Here is a 17,794-nt window from a genome sequence, read left to right as displayed (position 1 = left end):
GGAAACAACCTGATGACGAACCATCGCATTGAACGGCTTTTCGAGCACACCAAGCTGATGTGCTTCGGACGCTATGTACTGACAGCCCCCGTGGACTCGCGCCTGGCCTTCGGCCGGGACTTCCCGACCCTGCCCAACCAGGCCAGGGATATCGAGAAGGTGATGGAGACCGAGCGGACGAAGATCCTTGGGGCACACAAAACTGCCGAGATCAACTACTTCGGCAAGGGGCCGGCGCCGAACACGTGGCTGATTCGGTCATACGAAGATAAGTTTGCGAAGAAATATGAGCTGGAGGGGTTTCGCTTCTATTACGTCGTTGGGCCACACATTTTTTTGGATTCGGACGCAACTGCTAAGAGCCAGAACATAACGGCGGACTTCTTACTACAGGATGCCTCTGAGACAGCCACGAACCTTCGTCTTCGCCAATCTGACGAAGTGCCTACGGAGCCAGGCTTGTGTCATGAATTTGGCTTTCGCCGACTGGATGGTTCGAAGGGCAACGTGCTCACGCAAGTCGGCCTTCACATGGCAGCGTTGCCCGACGTGGTGTTCAGCGTCGAGAGCAACCAAACCATCAACGCCAAATTTTCCGGCAACACCGACGGCCTGCTCAAACTCATCGCCGACCAGAAGCGCGAAACGGGCAACAAATACCCCAAGCTCACGACCTTGCGCGAGGGCAAGAAGAAGGTACACGGCTGGAACGGCGAAGAGTCGCTGGTGCGCCGCCCCGACGGTACGCACGACTTCGAGTGGATGTTCATCGGCGAGAACGGCGGCAGCGTCGCGCGTCCGGGCAACCTGGATGTGACGATGCGCACCAAGGTCCAGGCAGACCGCATCGGCGCGGCTGCGGCCTCGTCGCTCAACGACGAAGAAGCCATCGCGCTGTGGGACAAGCTGCTCGACGGCCTGAAGTTCCGCGTGGCGGTGCCGGGTGCGCCTGCCGATGCGGTAGCGATCAAATGAGGAAGTCCACGATGACATCGAAGCAACACCCAACACGACGCAAAGCGCTGCAACTAGCGACGGGCGCCGTGGCGATGGTGGCGCTGCCTATTCCAGCGCTCGCGCGACTTAAGACCATTGCCGGACTAACTGGACCATCGAGCAATGTGCTGTGGAGTCCCATGGACGATGCCCCGCGCATTGGGACGCGCCCCTCTGATCGACATGTCAATGACGAACCCTCGCATTGAACGGCTGTTCGAGCACACCAAGCTGCTGTGCTTCGGGCGCTATGTACTGACAGCCCCTGTGGACTCGCGCTTGGCCTTTGGGCGCGACTTCCCGACACTTTCAAACCGCGCAAACGACATCGAGAAGGTGATGGAAACCGAACGGGCAAAGATTCTGGCGAGGAACAAGACAGCCGAGATCAACTACTTCGGCAGAGGGCCGGTGCCAGATACATGGTTGATTCGATCCTACAAAAGCGACTCGGCCAAGGAACTCGAATTGGAAGGTTTTCGCATTTATCACGTTGTAGGGCCTCACATCTTTGTGAATGGCAGAGGAACGGCCAACGGAGCGACTGTGGAATCCATCCTTAGAGACACGGTTGAAACCGCCAAGAATCTACGTCAACGTACGCCTGACGAAGTCCCCAACGATCAGGGCCTTTGTCATGAATTCGGATTCACGCACGATGAGTCATTCAGCAGCGTGTTATCGCAAGTCGGCCTCCACATGGCTGCATTACCCGACGTAGTCTTCAGCGTCGAGAGCAACCAGACCATCAACGCCAAGTTTTCCGGCAACACCGACGGCCTGCTCAAACTCATCGCCGACCGCAAGCGCGAGGCTGGCAGCAGATACCCCAAGCTCACAACCTTGCGCGAGGGCAAGAAGAAGATTCACGGCTGGGACGGCGAGGAGTCGCTGGTGCGCCGCGCCGACGGCACGCAGGACTTCGAGTGGATGTTCATCGGCGAGAACGGCGGCAGCGTCGCACGCCCCGGCAATCTGAGCGTGGTGATGCGCACCAAGGTCCAGGCAGACCGCGTCGGCGCGGCCGCGGCCTCTTCGCTCAACGACGAAGAGGCCATCGCGTTGTGGGACAAGCTGCTCGACGGCCTGAAGTTCCGCGTGGCGGTGCCGGGCGCGCCCGCCGATGCGGTGGCAATCAAGTGACCAGATCAGGGAGGAATCAATCAATGACGAAAAACATCATGAGCACGGGTGACGCTCCGTCTGACCCGAAGGCAGGTTCGACCCTTTCACGCCGGCGTGCCTTGCAGGCCGTAGGGACAGTGGCCGCATTGCCCTTTTGCCCTGTGGTGCTCACCCATGCCGGGCCAGTCCATGCGGCGGAGTTCGTGACCAACAGGCTGTGGCGACCAACGGCACATGCGATTTCCAGCCGTCGCGGACCGATCGAGGCTCCGTGAAGTGATTCAGATTGCGGCGATGGCTTCACGCGAAGAAGCGGTGCTCCGTCGCACTGCGAAACACCTCCCCCGGCCGCAGCACCGTAGACGGAAACCCCGGCTGGTTCGGTGAATCCGGATAGTGCTGCGTCTCCAGGCACAACCCATCCCCCTGCCGCAGACTTGCACCCGCCGTGCCCATCAGGCTGCCGTCGAGAAAGTTGCCCGAGTAGAACTGCACGCCGGGCTCGCTGGTGTGCACTTCCATCACGCGGCCTGTGGCCTCGTGCTCCAGCCGTGCCGCCAGAGCAAGGCGGCGATCGACTTGAGCGCGGTCCAGCACCCAGTTATGGTCGTAGCCGTGCGCGAGCAGCAACTGTTCGTGGCCTTCGCGGATGCGCTCACCGATGCGGGTCGCGCTGCGAAAGTCGAACGGCGTCGAAGTCACGTCTGCGATGCCTGTCGGAATCAGCGTCGCATCCACCGGGCAATAACGGCTCGCAGCAATCGTCAGCCGGTGGTCCATCACCGAGCCGCTGCCCGCGAGGTTGAAGTAGTCGTGGTGGCTCAGGTTCAGCACCGTGAGCTTGTCGGTCAGGGCGCTGTAGTCGATGCGCCATGTGTTGGCGTTCGCCAGCAGCGTGTAGCGCACCGTCACCCGCACCTCGCCGGGGTAGCATTCCTCGCCGTCGGCGCTGGTGTAGCGCAGCTCGATGGCGATGTCGTCTCCAGCCTCTTGCGCCGACAGCGGCACGATCTCCCAGAAGCGCGTGCCGAAGCCCTTCGCACCGCCGTGCAGCGAGTTGACGCCATCGTTCAGCCCCAGCTGGTGCGCCGTGCCGTCGAGCGTGAAGCGCCCCGCCGCGATCCGGTTCGCGAAGCGTCCGACGATGGTGCCGAAGTGCGGATGCGGCTTGAGGTAGTCGGCAAGCGTCGGCAAGCCCAGCACGATGTTCGCGCTGCGCCCCTCGCGGTCGGGCACGCGCAGCGCAGTGACGATGCCGCCGAGGTTGATGGCGCTCAGGCTCAGGCCGCGGCCGTTGCTCAAGGTGTATTCGGTGACGGCGCGGCCGTCGGGCATGCGGCCGAACTCGCGCGATGTGATGTTGCTGCTCATTTGTCTCCTGCTTGCGGGAATAACGCCTCGCGCGCGCATTGCGATGCGGTGCGCAGCGCGATGCGATCCTTGAGGTCATGGTAGTCGGGCGGCTCGGCCGCGTGCGTGCGCAATTCGATGCGGTGGCCGGCCTTGGACACGGCATCGGCAAAGCGCTCCTGCAGCGCAAAGGGCGTGTTCCTGTCCTCGCGATTACCGATCAGCACGATGCGTCGCGCCGGGTCGCGCGCGATGCCGCTCACATGGTCCAGCGGGTCGTAGAACTGCGTGCTGCCGGTGGTGTCGGTGCGGCCGTCTCTCGAGCGGCCCAGCATGCGCGCGCGCTCCAGCAGGCCGTAGGCGCCAGAAGTAAGCACCGCGCAGGCCACGCGCGTGCGGCCCAGCGTGAGCAGCGCCGCGCCCGCGGTGGCACCGCCGCTGTGGCCGACGATGACGATGCGCTGCAGCCTGTGGCGCTGCATGAGCGCGTCGAGCGCGGCGTCGAGCGCGTGGAACTCCACCAACTGGCGGCGCTTGCGGTGGTCGCCGGACGATCCGTACGTGCCGGGCCGCGCCACGAAGATCCACGGCACGCCCGCGCGGTCGCGGCTGCGCTGCGCATCGAGCGTGCGCAGGTCTTCGGTGTTCTCGGGAATGCGCGTGGGCGCCTGGTCCATCACGCTGTCGCGGTCGCCAGAGAACTGCACGATGGCGATGCGCGCGCCCTCGATATCGTCGCTCGCGAAATAGCGGATGCAGGCGGGTCCCTCTGCGGTCTGCACCCACAGGTAGCTGTTGCGGTCGGGGCAGCTGGCGCGGTCGGCGGGCTGGTTCCAGTGCAGCACTTCGTCGTTGGCCGCGGCAAAGGGCCGGGGCACGTCGGGGCCGGTGCGCTGCGCGCAGGCGGCCTGCGCCAGCGCGAGCAGCACGAGGGCGCAGCGCGCGTATCGGCGGAAGAAGCTCGATGCAGTCATAGCCGTTGCAGCAGCGCGGGGATGCTGCCGAAGTCGGAGCGATCACGGTCGCCCTTCACCAGCACCAAGTCGCCGTCGCGTAAAAAGCCACCAATGTAGTTCGCAAGCTGCACGGCGTTGTCGAAGTGCGGGCCGAGCAGATCGGCGGGCACTTCCTCGCGCAGCCAGCGCATCTCGTCGCCGTGCGTCACGAGGTGCTGGATGCCCGATGCCAGCAGCGGCCCGGCCAGGCTGCGGTGCATGGCCTCGGCGTCCGTGTCGAGGTTGACGATGCGCCCCAGCACGCCAATCTTGCGCACCACCGGGCCGCTGCTCTCCGCGCGCTGCCAGGTGCGCACGAACTCCATCGCGTTGTGCATCGACATGACTTCGGCGTTCCAGCTGTCGTCGATCAGCGTGACCTGCACGCCGGCCTGGGTGCGCAGCGCGCGCACCTGCATCACCGAGGCCGGCAGGCGCACATGCGGCATGCGCGCGCAGGCGGCCTCGCCTTCGAAGCCCATGGCCAGCAGGGCCGCGAACGCGATCACCGAGTTGCGCACCAGCCCCGCGCTCTCGACCGGGAAAAGGTACTCCAGCGTGCGCCCCGCCACGGCAATGCGCACGCGGCAGCCGCCGCCGCGTTCGGGCCGGGTGTCAGTCACGCGCACGTTGGCCTCGGGCCCGGTGCCCACTATCCAGATGGCGCTCGCCGTGCGCGCGGCCGCTGCCACCACCTGCCGCATGCAGGGGATGTGGTCGGGCACGATCGCCACGCCGCCGGGCTCCAGCCCCAGGAAGATGCGCGACTTGTATTCGGCCGTGAGCTCCAGCGTCGAGGCCTGGCGCGTCTGCGACAGGCCGATCTCGGTGATGAGTGCCACGTGCGGCCGCGCCACCAGCGAGATCGGTCCGCGGTCCATCCACAGTCCGCTCTGCGCCATTTCGAGGATGCACACGTCCACGTCGGGCCCGAGGTTGGCCAGCATGGCAGGCACGCCGACGCGCGAGTTGTAGTTGTCGATGGTGGTGTGCACGCGCGCACGCTCGGGCAGCAGGTCGCGCAGCATCGCGATGGTGGACGACTTGCCGACCGTGCCGGTCACGCCCACCATCAGGCCCTTGTAGCGCGACCGCGCGGCGGCGCCCATGGCGAGCATCGCGGCAATGGGGTCGTCCACCTGCAGCAGCGGGAAGGCTGGATCGAGCCCGTCCACCGCACGCGCGACCACGGCGCCGGCCAACTCGGAGTGCAGGCGGGGTAGTTCGAGGTGGCGGTCCCAGTTGTCGGTGCGTGGCTTGCTGTAGCTCTCGTGCACGGCCAGCGTGCGGTAGTCGGAGGCGATGAACAGCGAGGGCTTCGGCAGCAGCCCCATGTGAACCGGGCCGCGCACCACCGAGTTGGCGAACCAGCCCGGCGGCGGCTCGACGAGCCAGCGGCCGCGCGTGGCCCGCTGCAATTGTTCGGCGGTCCACACGGGCGCGGGGTCGGGGCCCGCGCCGGGGCGGTCGGCCATCAGCACGGGCGCGGCGCGTTCCGGCAAGGGCGTGGGAGCATCCGGCACGCGCAGGCCGCACCACAGCGCGAGGCGGCGCGCGGGTGGCAAGTCGGGCAGGTCACCGCGCACGCTCACTTCGAGTTGCAGCACGTCGCTTTCCAGCAGGCCGCCGCGCGGCGGGCGCAGGCCATAGCGGTCGCGGTAGATGAGGCCCGGCTCCCAGCGGCTGGTGGGCCACATCCAGTCGCAGGGGTCGTGGTCCATGCTCTCGCCCCAGGGCGGCATGCGGGTGCTGCGCATCGGCATCGCGCGGAAGTACACGCGCAGGTCGGCCGCGACAGGCTCGTCAGCGGTCCAGAAAGATTCGACCCACAGCATGCGGCGCCCGACGATCTGCCGCGGCGTGCAGCGCAGGCCCACGAGGCGCAGCGGGCCGATCTGCAGCGGCGCGATGCGCGCGCCTTCGGGCACCGCGTCGACCAGCCATTCGGGCCGTGGTGCCTGCACTGGCCCGACGACGGGCGCCGGGCAGGGGACTGATGCGACGGCGGCCGGGTCAGGCTGAAAGACAGGCCGCTCGGGCGGCGACAGCCGCACCATGCAGCGGCCATCGGACACCGGCAGCATCTCCGTGCCGAGCGCGCGGCATTGCGCGGCAAAGCGTTCGCTCAGTGCCTGCGCCTTGTCGCCTTCGAGCTGCCGCGAGAAGCCGAAGCCAACGCCGATGGGCGTGAACATCACCTCCTCGACACCGCGCGGGCCCAGCGCCAGCGAGAACACGCCCGAATCGCCGAAGTCGTTGCGCACCGAGTCGAACAACAGGTCGCCGGCGTCGTGCAGGATCGGCCGGCCGCGATAGATCTCGATGCCCTGCAGCACATGCGCCGAGGTGCCGAGGACCGCGTCCGCGCCCGCATCGACGATGGCGTGGCCGACGGCGATCTCGGCCTGCGTGGGTTCGGTCTCCAGGTTGTCGCCCCAGTGCACCGCCACCAGCACCACGTCGGCCTCGCGTCGCGCGGCCTCGATGCGCGGCGCGAGCGTGGCGGTCCATACGGCCGGGTCGTCCAGTGGCAGCCAGGCGGCGCCTGCGCGCTCGGCGGTGGCGGCAAATTCGGGCTGCGTGGCATCGAGCGAAAACAGCGCCACGCGCAAGCCGCCCGCGCGCCGGAACGCTGATCGCAGCGCGGCCTCTGGCGTGCGGCCGGTGCCGGCATGGGCGATGCCCGCGGCATCCAGCAGGCCCTGCTGCTCCATGACCGCATCGGGGCCGTAGTCGCCGCTGTGGTTGTTGGCGGTGGCGACCATGCCGATGCCGGCCTCGGTCAGCACCGCGAGCATCTCGGGGCGGGCGCGGTAGTAGTACGGCGCGGTCTCGTCCTTGTCGACGCCCTGCTCGCCGAGGGTGGCGACCACGCATTCGAGGTTCGCGATGCGCAGGTCGGCTTCGCGCAGCGCGGCGATGTCGCCGAGCATCTTGCTTGCACCGCCGAGTTCGTGCAGCCGGTAGTGCTGGCGGCGCGAGAGGTTGATGTCGCCGCCCCACGCGACGACGCCGGTAGCTGTTGTTGCCTGCGCGCTCTGCTGCACCTCGCGCTCCTTCAGCATCCGGTGGTACGCCACATATCCCGAGAGGTAATGCTCCACGTCGTCGATGCGCACGCGAAAGCTGTGGTGCTTGATGAAGAACGAGCCGGCGATGCGCGCGGGGTTGCGGAAGAACATCGCCAGCTCGGGCCAGAAGTGGCCGTTGGCGAGGTAGCGCGCGCGGTACGCCAGCGCGCGGTCGAACTTGTCGCGGTCGAGCCCGGCCAGCAGCGGGCGCAGTGCAGGGTCGGCCTCCAGCCGCAGCACCATGTCGCGCGCAGCCATCATCAGTTCGAGCAGCGTGGGAAAGGTGGTGATGCGCTCCAGCACGAAGTCGAGGTAGCCCGCCACGTTCTGCAGGCCGAACTGGTAGTAGCGCGTCTCGGGTCGGTAGCGCGTGAGTTCGTTGACGCAGTAGCTCAGCCAGTGGTCGTGCGCGCGCCAATGCTCGGCGGCAATGAAATGCTCGAAGGCCTTCTCCACGACCGCGAGCCAGCGCTCGTCGCGCGTGAGGCCGTACAGGCGCATCAGGCCGAAGGCTGCTTCGCCGTCGTAGTAGATGACGCGGAACCTGTCCTTCACGTCGAGCACGGGCGCATTCAGCACGTGCACGAAGCTGCCGGTCTCCGCATCCTGCATGTGGCGGATGCCGAGCGCGAGCTGCTCCAGCAGCGGCAGGTATTTCTTGTCGCCGGTGAGTTCGGTGTACTTGACCAGCGCGAGCAGGCACACGGCGTTGCCGCCGAGCTTGATCTCGCTGCCGATGTCCAGCAGATAGGCAGCGCGCGTGCCGTCCGACAGGTTGGCCGGTCGGATGAGCGTGCCGGTCAGGAAGGCCAGCGAGCGATCAATGGCCGCCTTGAGCGTGTCGTTGCGCGTGAGCTCCCACGCTTCCAGCATCGCGTAAGTGGAGCTCGCGTGGCGCAGCGTGTTGTAGGTCGGGATGGCGCGGTCGAAACAGGGAAACCAGCCGTAGTGGAACTCGCCCGTGGGCTGGACCTGTTCGGCGAGGTAGTTGCCGGCGTTGTCGACCAGCGCGTGGATCTGCTGCGCATTCCATTCGCGCAACTCGCGAAAGCCGGCCGCCTGGCCTTCTGCGGTGATGGGCCATGCGCCCTTCGCGTCCACGTACACGGCCCGCGTGGTGAAGCACCAGACGGGCGCTGCATCGTCCGTGGGAAAGTCGATCTCGCGGCCGAAGCGCCGCTTGCAGTGCAGGCGCAGGTTGCCGGTGTTGGGCTCGGCATGCTCCACGTCGCCGTTGTAGAGGATCGCGCTGCCGTGCATTTCCTGCGCGAGCAGCGCGAACTCGAAGCGTGCATCGAATGCGATGCCTTCGTTGAAGTAGTTGCGCTTGGTTTGCGCCAGCTTCGCCTTCAGCGCGGCCCAGCTCATGGGCGTGACCTTGTCGACCACCTCGGCGCGCAGGCGCTGTGGTGCCTGGCCGGCGCGCCTGGCTTTCTCGGTGGCGGCGCGCCATGCGGCGTCGATGTCGGTGCCTCGCCCTGAAACCACGCGGGCCCGGCCGCTGTCTTCGCCGATGGCGAAGAAAACCACGCACCCCGCTTCGGCTGTGGCGGCCGATGCTGTGGGCAATCCACCCGCTGGGTCCGCCATGGCTTGTCTCGCGCGGGTCAACAAATCGGCAAGAGAATTCTTCGAGTCGTTATTCATGCAGCCGCGAATGATGACAGGCCAAAGCGCGGCCTGCCATCCCGGCAATCCATGGAATTTGCTCGCCAGCTGACCGCTGGCTGACCATGCGCGGCTACAGCCGCAGCAGCTCGACGCGGCGGTTCTTCGCGCGGCCTTCTTCGTTGGTATTCGGCGCCACCGGCTCCTTGGAACCGGCGCCGCGCGAAGTGAAGCGCCGCGCATCGAGCCCCGTCTTCGCAAGCGCGGCAATCACCGACACGCTGCGCCGGCGCGAGAGGTCTGCGTTGTGCGGTTCTTCGCCTTGCGCGTCGGTGTGGCCCACCACCTGCACGCGCAGCTGCGGGTTGCTGCGCATCAGCTTGGCGATCTCGTCGAGCGTTGGCTGCGAGTCGGGCTTGATGCTGTCCTTGTCGAGGTCGAAGTGAATGCCGTAGAGGCTGATGCGGCCGTTCTCCGTCAGCCCCTTCTGCATTGCCGTGGCATCGACGAAGACGATCTTGTCGGTCTCCATTGCCTTGCTCTCGACCACGCGCACGAAAGCGAAGTTGCCGCGGCTGTTGCCTTCGGCAAGCGCGATGCTGGCGTAGACCCTTCCGTTGGGGCCGTCATATTGCGCGAGCAGGTAGCGGCCGCTGTTGTCGAAATAGTTGCTCACGAACTGGCGGCCGCGGCCGATCATCGGCCACTCGGGCGTGTCGATGGTGTTGGCCAGCACCGAGACGTCGGTGTACGGCGTTTCGCGGTCGGGGTCTTTCTTGTAGCAGCTGCTGTCGGTGGTGGCACAAGAGAAAAGTGCCTGGAAGCCTTTGGCCTTCAGGCCGGCCTCGTAGTTGCGTTGCACTTCGAGCAGCGAGCGGCCGTCAGGCAGGCGGTAGTAGTAGAGCGAGACCTTGCCCGCGACCTGCAGCAGGCGCGGCTTGGGCACGGGGTCGCCCCAGTTCTGGATCGGTTCGCGCAGCAGGCCGACCTCGTCGTAGTCCTTGCTCTGGAAGGCGTCCATCACCGAGCCTTCGTAGCGCCCGACCAGCGGATGATCTTTGGCGGGCTCGGCGGCCGATGCGATGGTGGCGGCCGCGAGCAATGCGGCACACGCCAGGAGTTGTTGCAGGCGCCGGCCGAAGTTCGACCGGAACGCGGGGAGTGAATGAGCCATTGTGGTTGTCCGTTTTCCATGCGAATCGCGCCTCGGATGAGGCGCGCATCGAAGGTATCGGTGGCTCGTTGCGCGGGCAATAAGCCGTTTGGCATGCCTGTTAAGAAGAAGCTTTTAAGAATGGGCACCGGGTAGTGCAAATAACACCGAGTTCGGGTGTGTTCATTCGGGGCGAGTGCGAATGACACCGGGTACTCCCCTCCGCGAATGTCCCCCGGCCTGCGGCCTCCTCCTTTATTTCGCTGCGGGGAGCACCCGATGCCATTCGCACATGGACGCGGCTGTTGTGCTGGCCGATCAACCACCGCTGCGAACAACGCTCACGTCGATGGGGTGCCTTGCGCAGCGAAATAAAGGAGGAGGCCGCAGGCCGGGGGACATTCGCGGAGCAAGGTACCCCGTCGGCGTGAGCGCGCCCCGAACGAACAACGCCACCCCTTCAGGCCCAAGCCTCCATCACCGCCGCACGCACAGCATCAACAGCCACAGGCCGCTTTCCCTCAGCAGGCGCAACCCAGCACAGCCATGTGTGCGAACGCCATCCGTTCCAGATCGCGAGTTCGCCATTGCGCTCGCCCTGCTCTGCCTGGTCGAGCCGCATCAGGCCCGCGCCCATTCCGCTCGCGACCATGCTGCGAATGGCGCTCTCGCCATCGGCAGTGCGGCCCTGGCGGTATTCACGGCCCGCACCGGCGAAAAGTTTTTCGAGGTGCACGCGCAGGATGCACGAAGGTGGCGTGCCCACCCATGGCAGGTTGGTGAGCTGGTCTAGCGAGAGGTCGGGGTGCGCCTCGGCCACCGGCAGCGGCAGGGTCACTACGAGGTCGATCACGCCGAGGCGGTGCAGCTCCAGCCCGTCGATCTGCTCGCCGTCGCTGAGCAAATACGCGCAGTCGAGATCGCCGCGCTGCACTGCCGACAGCGTTTCGTACGACAGGCCCTGCTTCAGCTGCAGCGCGACCTGCGGATGGCGCTCCGCCAGCTTCACCAGCACCTCGCCGAGCCGCAGCGCCACCGGATCGACCACCGTGCCAAAGCGCACCACGCCCTGCGCCGCACCGCGCAGCTGATCGGCCGCCGAGCGCATGCGCGACGCGGAGGCCAGCGTTCGTTCGGCCTCTTCCAGCAGGCTGAGGCCGGCCTCGGTGGGCGACATGCCCTTCGGCGTGCGCTCGAACAGCTTCACGCCTAGCTCGTCTTCCAGCGCCTTGAGCTGGGCACTCACCGCCGGTGCGCTGGTGAACACACGCTCGGCGGCGCGGGTCAGGCTGCCTTCCCGAGCGATCGCGACGAAGGTCTTGAGTTGGTAGAGCTCCATGGGAGCGGATTGTGAGCTTCGCGGCTGCCGCAGTCTGTTCGCTTTTTTGGAGACCCCTGTCCAAAGAAGCGAATGGCATTTGCGGGCCCCAGCACCGATTCTTGGGACATCGATTCATTCATTGCAGAAGAGGTTTTCCCATGTCCCATAGCCAACGCCTGCTCGGCATCGCCGCGCTGCTGCTCGCCACCTCCGGGTGGGGCGGCATGTTCCTGGTCAGCAAAGGCGTGCTGCACCACGTCGAGCCGGCGTGGTTCACGCTCATCCGCTACAGCATGTCGGCGCTGCTGTTCGTGCTGCTGATTCTTCCGCGCGGCGCAGCGCCGTGGCGCAAGCTGCGCCAGCATGCCGGGCCGCTGGCGCTGCGCGGGTTCGCGGGCTTCGGCATCTTCAGCGTGATGCTGCTGGCGGGCCTGGCGCACTCGGTGCCCTCGCACGGCGCGGTGATCATGGCGACCACGCCCATGACCACGCAGCTGCTGCGCTGGGCGCTCGACGGCGTGCGGCCGAGCCGCTCCACGCTGCTGACCACGGCGCTGTCGCTGCTGGGCGTGGCCATCGTGTCGGGGCTGCTGTTCGGCGGAGGGCCTTCGGGCGAATCGACGCTCTTTGGCGACGCGGTGGCCTTCGTCGGAACGCTGGGCTGGGTCTGGTACACGCGCGGTGCGGCGCGCTTTCCGGAACTCGACGTGATCGAGTACACCGCGCTCACGGTGCTGGCCTCGTGGCCGCTGCTGCTGGCCACGGCCCTGATCGGCACGCTGCTGGGCTGGACGCACGCGCCGAGCATGGAAGGCCTGCGCCTGTCGTGGCAGGCATTGCTCTACGTGGGGCTGGTGTCTTCGGCCATCGCGGTGCTGGCTTTCAACTACGGCGTGCGCACGCTGGGTGCGGTCACGGGCACGGCCTTCATCAACTTCGTGCCGGTGTCGGCGCTGCTGATGAGCGCGGCGCTGGGCAGGCTGCCCACGGTGAACGAAGCGGTGGGCATGGCGATGGTGGTCGGCGCGCTGCTGATCCATACCGCCCTGAACCGCAAGGCTTCCGCGCCGGCCCCGGCGCCGATCGCGCAGACGCCGCAGAATTCGCGCAACTACAGCACCTGTGGAGCCGCACCGTCATGAGCAACAACGACAGCATCAGCAAGCCCCGCCTTTTCGAGCCTCTGCGGCTCGGCCCTCTTCAAATAGACAACCGCATCGTCATCGCGCCGATGTGCCAGTACTCCGCTACAGATGGCACGCCGGGCGACTGGCACCTGATTCACCTGGGGCATCTCGCGCTATCCGGTGCGGGGCTGCTGATTCTTGAAGCGACGGCGGTGGAGGCTGAGGGGCGCATCTCGCCCGGCGACCTCGGGCTGTATTCCGATGCCAACGAAGAAGGCCTGGCGCGCGTGCTCGCAGCGGCCCGCGCCCATTCGCCGATCAAGATCGCGATGCAGCTGGGCCACGCGGGGCGCAAGGCATCGAGCCGCGCGCCGTGGGAAGGCGGCAAGCAGATCCGGCCGGACGAGCCGGGCGGCTGGAAGGCATACGCGCCTTCAGCCGTGCCGCATGCGCCCACCGAAGACCCACCCATCGCGCTCGATGCCGCAGGGCTCGCCCGCATCCGCAACGCCTTCGTCGAAGCCGCACGGCGCGCGGCGAGGCTGGGCCTCGACGGCATCGAGCTCCACGCGGCGCATGGCTACCTGCTGCACCAGTTCCTCTCGCCGCTGGCCAATCACCGTGAAGACGAATACGGCGGCAGCATCGAGAACCGCATGCGCTTTCCGCTCGAGGTGTTCGATGCGGTGCGCGAAGTCTTCCCCGCCGACAAGCCGGTGTGGGTGCGCGTCTCGGCCATCGATTGGGTGCCGGGCGGCTGGGACCTCGAGGGCACCGTGGCCTTTGCCAAGGCGCTCGAAGCGCGGGGCTGCGCGGCCATCCATGTATCGAGCGGCGGCGTGTCGCCGAAGCAGGCCATCGCGCTTGGTGCTGGCTACCAGGTGCCGTTTGCCGAACGCGTGAAGTCGGAGGTGGGCATGCCTGTCATTGCCGTGGGCCTCATCACCGAGGCTCGGCAGGCGGAGGAAATCATTGCCAAAGAGCAGGCCGATGCGGTGTCGCTCGCACGCGCGATCCTCTACGACCCGCGCTGGCCCTGGCACGCCGCCGCCGAACTGGGCGCGCAGGTAAAAGCGCCGCACCAGTACTGGCGCTCGCAGCCGCGCGAGTTCAAGGATCTGTTCGAGAACGCGGCGTTCGGGGCGCGCTAGGCCATAGGCCACGACCTCTGCGCGGTGGCGTGCTACTTGCATGGCGTACTGCGCCATGCCTGCCACGCTCCTGACCCCACCGGTGCCGCTGAATCTGCGGCAGATCGAAGTCTTCCACGCCATCATGATTGCCGGCACCCTCAGCGGGGCGGCGCGCATGCTGTGCGTTTCGCAGCCGGCCGTCAGCCGCGTGCTGGCCACGACCGAAAGCCGGCTGCGCATGCTGATGTTCGAGCGCGTGCGCGGGCGCCTGCAGCCCACACCCGAGGCGCGCCGACTGTTCTCCGAAGTGGAAAGCATCCTGGAAGGCGTGCGCCGCTTCAATGCGCTGGCTGCCGACCTGGTCGGCGGCTCCCATGGCGAGCTGTCGCTGGTCTCCAGCCCCAGCTTCAGCGAGTGGCTGATACCGGTGGCAATCAAGCGCTTCCGGGCCCGCTACCCGGACGTGCGCATCAAGTACAGGCCATTGCCGTTCGACCAGTTGCTGCCGCACGTGCTGCTGGGACACGCGGACCTGGCGATCTCCTCGATGCCGCCGCCGCCCAGTGCCAACGCGGCGGCGCGGGCGATCGGGCACAGCTTCATCGAATGCGCGGTGCCCGAGCGCCATCCGCTGGCGCAGGCCGAGGCAATCAGCGCGAGCGACCTGGTAGGCCAGACCTTCATCGGCTTCGGGCGCGACACGCCCTTCGGCCGGCTCACGGCCGATTTCCTCGCCGCGTCGGGCCTGCCTTTGCGCGCCGACATCGAGATCCGCTCCACGCCCGAGGCGATGGCGCTGGTGCGTGAAGGCGTCGGCGTAGCGCTGATCGAAGCCTTCGGTGCGCGGCGCTCGGTCATGACGGATGGCGTGGTGCTCAAGCCGCTCGTGCCCGCACTCGCGCACCGCATCTACCTGATCCACACCAACGTGAGCCCGCTGTCGGCCATGGCCAAGGAGTTCCTGGCCGTCTTCAAGCGGCTGCTGAAGCAGGAGGGGCGCGACAGTGCGCTCGCTCCCACGCTGCCGGAGCACCCGGGCGAGGATGCGCCCGTGCGCGCGCCTCGCCCCTGAGCCGGGCCGTTCGTTGCGCGCCATTGACAGCGCGGGGCGGATGTCCATCACCTTTTATCCCCAGGGCATAACGCGCGGTTATCGACGGGCGGGTCGAAGCGCCTTGGGTGCCACGGATTTTGTGTTTGAAATCAATCACTTGCGGCGGATCGGAGGCATGCCCTCGCGGCCTGTCAGGACGGTTCAGGCGCAGTTGGCCGCAGAGGCGGCGGGCCAGATCATCCGGCTCAGACCAACTTTTCTGCAGCCATGAACCGCTCGATCACCGTCGCCGCCGCCCAGCTCGGGCCCATCCAGAAAGCCGAAGGCCGCGATGTCGTCGTCGCCCGCATGGTGCGCCTGCTCGAGCGCGCGCATCAGCGCGGCGCCAATGTCGTGGTGTTTCCCGAACTGGCGCTGACCACTTTCTTTCCGCGCTGGTACGTCGAGAACCTCGACGAGGCCGACGCCTGGTACGAAGAGGCGCTGCCCTCGCCCGCCACGCAGCCGCTCTTCGATGCCATTCGCCGCTACGGGCTGACCTGCTACCTGGGCTACGCCGAGATCGCCCACGAAGCCGACGAGACCGGCGTGGTGCGCAAGCGCCGCTTCAACACCTCGGTGGTGATCGCGCCTTCTGGCGAGATCGTGCTCAAGTACCGCAAGGTGCACCTGCCGGGGCACAAGGAGTTCTCCACCATCCGCAAGGTGCAGCACCTGGAAAAGCGCTACTTCGAGGTGGGCAACCTGGGCTTTCCGGTCGTGCGCGTCCCGGTGGGCAAGGTCGATGGCGTGAACCTGGGCATGCTGATCTGCAACGACCGCCGCTGGCCCGAATCGTGGCGCGAGCTCGGCCTGCAACAAGTCGAGCTGGTCATGCTGGGCTACAACACGCCGGCGGTGAACCAGGAAAACCGCGGCTTCGAGGCGCACCACCTGCGCAACTTCCACTCCCAGCTTTCCATCCAGGCCGGGTGCTACCAGAACGCCACCTTCGGCGTGGGCGTGGCCAAGGCCGGCAGCGAGGACGGCTTCGAGCTGATGGGCCACTCCATCATCGTGAACCCCCAAGGCGAGATCATGGCCATGGCCACCAGCTGGGACGACGAGCTGGTGGTGGCCGACTGCAACCTGGAAATGTGCCAGCTGGGCCGCAACACCATCTTCAACTTCGCCCAGCACCGCCGCCTGGAGGCCTACACCCGCCTCACCAGCCAGACTGGCAGCACCGAGCCCCCGGTGTGGCAACCGGCTTGAAGGAGGCCCGCGCGATGACGAACTCCTCCTCCACTCCTTTCGCCTCGGCGCTGCCGGACCACATCGAGCACGCGATGCTCGGCACGATGCGCGTGCCCCGTTTCGAGGACGTGCTGCGCGCCGCGCAGGCCATCGCGCCGCACGTGCAACGCACGCCGCTGCTGCGCTCGCCCGCGCTGGACGCGCTGGTGGGCGGCACCGTCTGGATCAAACCCGAGAGCCTGCAGGTCACCGGCTCCTTCAAGGCTCGCGGCGCTTTCAATGCCCTGCTGGCACTCACGCCGCAGCAGCGGGAGCGCGGGGTGGTGGCCTATTCGACGGGCAACCACGGCCAGGCGATCGCCTGGGCGGCCCGGCAGCTTGGCGTATCGGCCACCATCGTGATGCCGGTCGATGCCCCGAAGACCAAGGTGGCGCGCGCACTCGCGCAGGGCGCGAAGGTCATCCACTACGACCGCGAGAGGGAAAGCCGCGAGGACATCGGCATGCGCCTGCTGGCCGAAACCGGCGGCACGCTGATTCCGCCGGGCGACCACCCCGAGGTGCTGGCCGCGCAGGGCACCGTGGCACTGGAAGCGCTGCAAGACCTGCCGGTCGGCGGGCAGGAAACCCTGGGCCTGTTCGCCGCGCCCTGCGGCGGCGGCGGCCTCATGGCCGGCTGCTGCCTGGCTCTCGATGCGCTGAGCCCCGGTGCGCGGCGCGTGGCCGTCGAGCCTGCGAGCTTCGACGACACCGTGCGCTCGCTGCGCAGCGGCCGACGCGAGACCAACGCTCCCGGCGCGCGCACGCTGTGCGATGCCCTGCAGGCCGCTACGCCCGCGGAGCTGCCCTTCGCCATCAACCAGCCGCTGCTTCACGAGGCCGTGGCCGTAACGGACGCGGAGGTGGCCCGCGCGATGCGATTCGCGCTGGAGGAGCTGCACCTCGTCGTCGAGCCCGGCGGCAGCGTGGCGCTCGCGGCAATGCTGGCCGGCCACATCTCGCTGCGCGGGCAGAGCGCCGTGCTCGTGCTCTCGGGCGGCAACGTCGACCTGCCGGTCCTGCAATCCGTGATGGCGTAGCGCCCATTCATCCATTCCCCATAGCAACGAGGCCGACGCCGCCATGCCCCGGCGCAGCGTCGCCCAGGAGACCGCAAGCCCCCCCTCGATCTTCTTCAGAAAGCCTTGACCATGTCGTTCCTCAACGTTCGTTCTTTTGCCTCCCGCCGCTGGCTCTTCAATGTGCTGGCTGCGCCGCTGGCCACACTGGCCCTGTGCGGCCACGCGCAGGCCGCGTATCCCGACAAGCCGATCACATTGATCGTGCCCTTCAACGCCGGCACCACGCCCGACATCGTCTCGCGGCTGCTCGCCGATGCGGTGGGCCGCGACCTCGGCCAGTCGGTGGTGGTGATGAACCGCGTCGGCGCCTCCGGCATCATCGGCACGCAAGCCACCATCGCCGCCCCGGCGGACGGCTACACCATCGCCTATGCCAACGTCGCAACGCTAGGGAAGGTCTGATCAAGTCGTAAATTGGCTTGATGGCGAGCGCGTGTGCTTGTCGTTGCGCTCGCAAGCTCGTCTCACCGAGCATCCCCATGCGTTTGAGAGGCCCTTGCGGCC

General features: G+C 67.1%; 13 protein-coding genes. 8 read left to right on the top strand and 5 right to left on the bottom strand.

Going from position 1 to position 17,794, the window contains the following annotated elements:
- Positions 1-12 precede the first annotated feature (12 nt).
- Positions 13-975 (top strand): T6SS immunity protein Tli4 family protein, encoded by a 963-nt coding sequence (locus ACSFBF_RS25405; protein ID WP_435471873.1) that lies wholly within the window; start codon positions 13-15, stop codon positions 973-975.
- A gap of 210 nt (positions 976-1,185) precedes the next feature.
- Positions 1,186-2,139, top strand: a complete 954-nt coding sequence (locus ACSFBF_RS25400; RefSeq protein ID WP_435471871.1) for a T6SS immunity protein Tli4 family protein — start codon at positions 1,186-1,188, stop codon at positions 2,137-2,139.
- A 282-nt stretch (positions 2,140-2,421) separates the two neighbouring features.
- On the opposite strand, the gene ACSFBF_RS25395 is transcribed toward ACSFBF_RS25400, so the two are convergent.
- From ACSFBF_RS25395 to ACSFBF_RS25375, 5 genes are all read right to left on the bottom strand, one after another.
- Positions 2,422-3,492: an aldose epimerase family protein gene (locus tag ACSFBF_RS25395; protein WP_435471869.1), complete on the bottom strand. Its 1,071-nt coding sequence runs from the start codon at positions 3,490-3,492 to the stop codon at positions 2,422-2,424.
- A complete protein-coding gene (locus ACSFBF_RS25390; protein ID WP_435471867.1) occupies positions 3,489-4,445 on the bottom strand; it encodes an alpha/beta hydrolase family protein in 957 nt (318 codons plus the stop codon). Before ACSFBF_RS25390 ends, ACSFBF_RS25395 begins: the two co-directional genes overlap by 4 nt.
- Positions 4,442-9,127, bottom strand: coding sequence for a CapA family protein (locus ACSFBF_RS25385; protein WP_435471866.1), 4,686 nt, complete (start codon positions 9,125-9,127; stop codon positions 4,442-4,444). Before ACSFBF_RS25385 ends, ACSFBF_RS25390 begins: the two co-directional genes overlap by 4 nt.
- A 151-nt stretch (positions 9,128-9,278) precedes the next feature.
- Positions 9,279-10,319, bottom strand: coding sequence for an OmpA family protein (locus ACSFBF_RS25380; protein WP_435471864.1), 1,041 nt, complete (start codon positions 10,317-10,319; stop codon positions 9,279-9,281).
- 439 nt (positions 10,320-10,758) lie between these two features.
- Positions 10,759-11,637 carry a LysR family transcriptional regulator gene (locus ACSFBF_RS25375; protein WP_435471862.1) on the bottom strand — a complete coding sequence of 293 codons (879 nt, stop codon included), beginning with the start codon at positions 11,635-11,637 and terminating at the stop codon, positions 10,759-10,761.
- A gap of 140 nt (positions 11,638-11,777) precedes the next feature.
- Between ACSFBF_RS25375 and ACSFBF_RS25370 the strand changes: the two genes are divergently transcribed.
- From ACSFBF_RS25370 to ACSFBF_RS25345, 6 genes are all read left to right on the top strand, one after another.
- Positions 11,778-12,761 (top strand): DMT family transporter, encoded by a 984-nt coding sequence (locus tag ACSFBF_RS25370; RefSeq protein WP_435471860.1) that lies wholly within the window; start codon positions 11,778-11,780, stop codon positions 12,759-12,761.
- Positions 12,758-13,897, top strand: a complete 1,140-nt coding sequence (locus ACSFBF_RS25365; RefSeq protein WP_435471858.1) for an NADH:flavin oxidoreductase/NADH oxidase — start codon at positions 12,758-12,760, stop codon at positions 13,895-13,897. Before ACSFBF_RS25370 ends, ACSFBF_RS25365 begins: the two co-directional genes overlap by 4 nt.
- A 55-nt stretch (positions 13,898-13,952) precedes the next feature.
- Positions 13,953-14,951 carry a LysR substrate-binding domain-containing protein gene (locus tag ACSFBF_RS25360; protein ID WP_435460980.1) on the top strand — a complete coding sequence of 333 codons (999 nt, stop codon included), beginning with the start codon at positions 13,953-13,955 and terminating at the stop codon, positions 14,949-14,951.
- A gap of 249 nt (positions 14,952-15,200) precedes the next feature.
- Entirely contained in the window at positions 15,201-16,187 is a 987-nt protein-coding gene (locus ACSFBF_RS25355; protein ID WP_435471856.1) for an N-carbamoyl-D-amino-acid hydrolase, read from the top strand.
- A gap of 14 nt (positions 16,188-16,201) precedes the next feature.
- Complete coding sequence (locus tag ACSFBF_RS25350) at positions 16,202-17,248, top strand: threonine ammonia-lyase (protein WP_435471854.1); 1,047 nt, start codon at positions 16,202-16,204, stop codon at positions 17,246-17,248.
- Positions 17,249-17,359: 111 nt separating this feature from the next.
- Entirely contained in the window at positions 17,360-17,692 is a 333-nt protein-coding gene (locus ACSFBF_RS25345; RefSeq protein WP_435471852.1) for a Bug family tripartite tricarboxylate transporter substrate binding protein, read from the top strand.
- Positions 17,693-17,794: the final 102 nt, after the last annotated feature.

It is taken from the genome of Variovorax nivicola, assembly GCF_051216475.1.
GTDB lineage: Bacteria > Pseudomonadota > Gammaproteobacteria > Burkholderiales > Burkholderiaceae_C > Variovorax.
Note: the sequence above shows the minus strand (reverse complement) of the source record. Positions and strands in the feature narration are given on the sequence as shown.

Coding starts and splice junctions, on each gene's coding strand:
- ACSFBF_RS25405 (WP_435471873.1), top strand. CDS start 13: ATGACGAACCATCGCATTGAACGGCTTTTCGAGCACACCAAGCTGATG.
- ACSFBF_RS25400 (WP_435471871.1), top strand. CDS start 1,186: ATGACGAACCCTCGCATTGAACGGCTGTTCGAGCACACCAAGCTGCTG.
- ACSFBF_RS25395 (WP_435471869.1), bottom strand. CDS start 3,492: ATGAGCAGCAACATCACATCGCGCGAGTTCGGCCGCATGCCCGACGGC.
- ACSFBF_RS25390 (WP_435471867.1), bottom strand. CDS start 4,445: ATGACTGCATCGAGCTTCTTCCGCCGATACGCGCGCTGCGCCCTCGTG.
- ACSFBF_RS25385 (WP_435471866.1), bottom strand. CDS start 9,127: ATGGCGGACCCAGCGGGTGGATTGCCCACAGCATCGGCCGCCACAGCC.
- ACSFBF_RS25380 (WP_435471864.1), bottom strand. CDS start 10,319: ATGGCTCATTCACTCCCCGCGTTCCGGTCGAACTTCGGCCGGCGCCTG.
- ACSFBF_RS25375 (WP_435471862.1), bottom strand. CDS start 11,637: ATGGAGCTCTACCAACTCAAGACCTTCGTCGCGATCGCTCGGGAAGGC.
- ACSFBF_RS25370 (WP_435471860.1), top strand. CDS start 11,778: ATGTCCCATAGCCAACGCCTGCTCGGCATCGCCGCGCTGCTGCTCGCC.
- ACSFBF_RS25365 (WP_435471858.1), top strand. CDS start 12,758: ATGAGCAACAACGACAGCATCAGCAAGCCCCGCCTTTTCGAGCCTCTG.
- ACSFBF_RS25360 (WP_435460980.1), top strand. CDS start 13,953: ATGCCTGCCACGCTCCTGACCCCACCGGTGCCGCTGAATCTGCGGCAG.
- ACSFBF_RS25355 (WP_435471856.1), top strand. CDS start 15,201: ATGAACCGCTCGATCACCGTCGCCGCCGCCCAGCTCGGGCCCATCCAG.
- ACSFBF_RS25350 (WP_435471854.1), top strand. CDS start 16,202: ATGACGAACTCCTCCTCCACTCCTTTCGCCTCGGCGCTGCCGGACCAC.
- ACSFBF_RS25345 (WP_435471852.1), top strand. CDS start 17,360: ATGTCGTTCCTCAACGTTCGTTCTTTTGCCTCCCGCCGCTGGCTCTTC.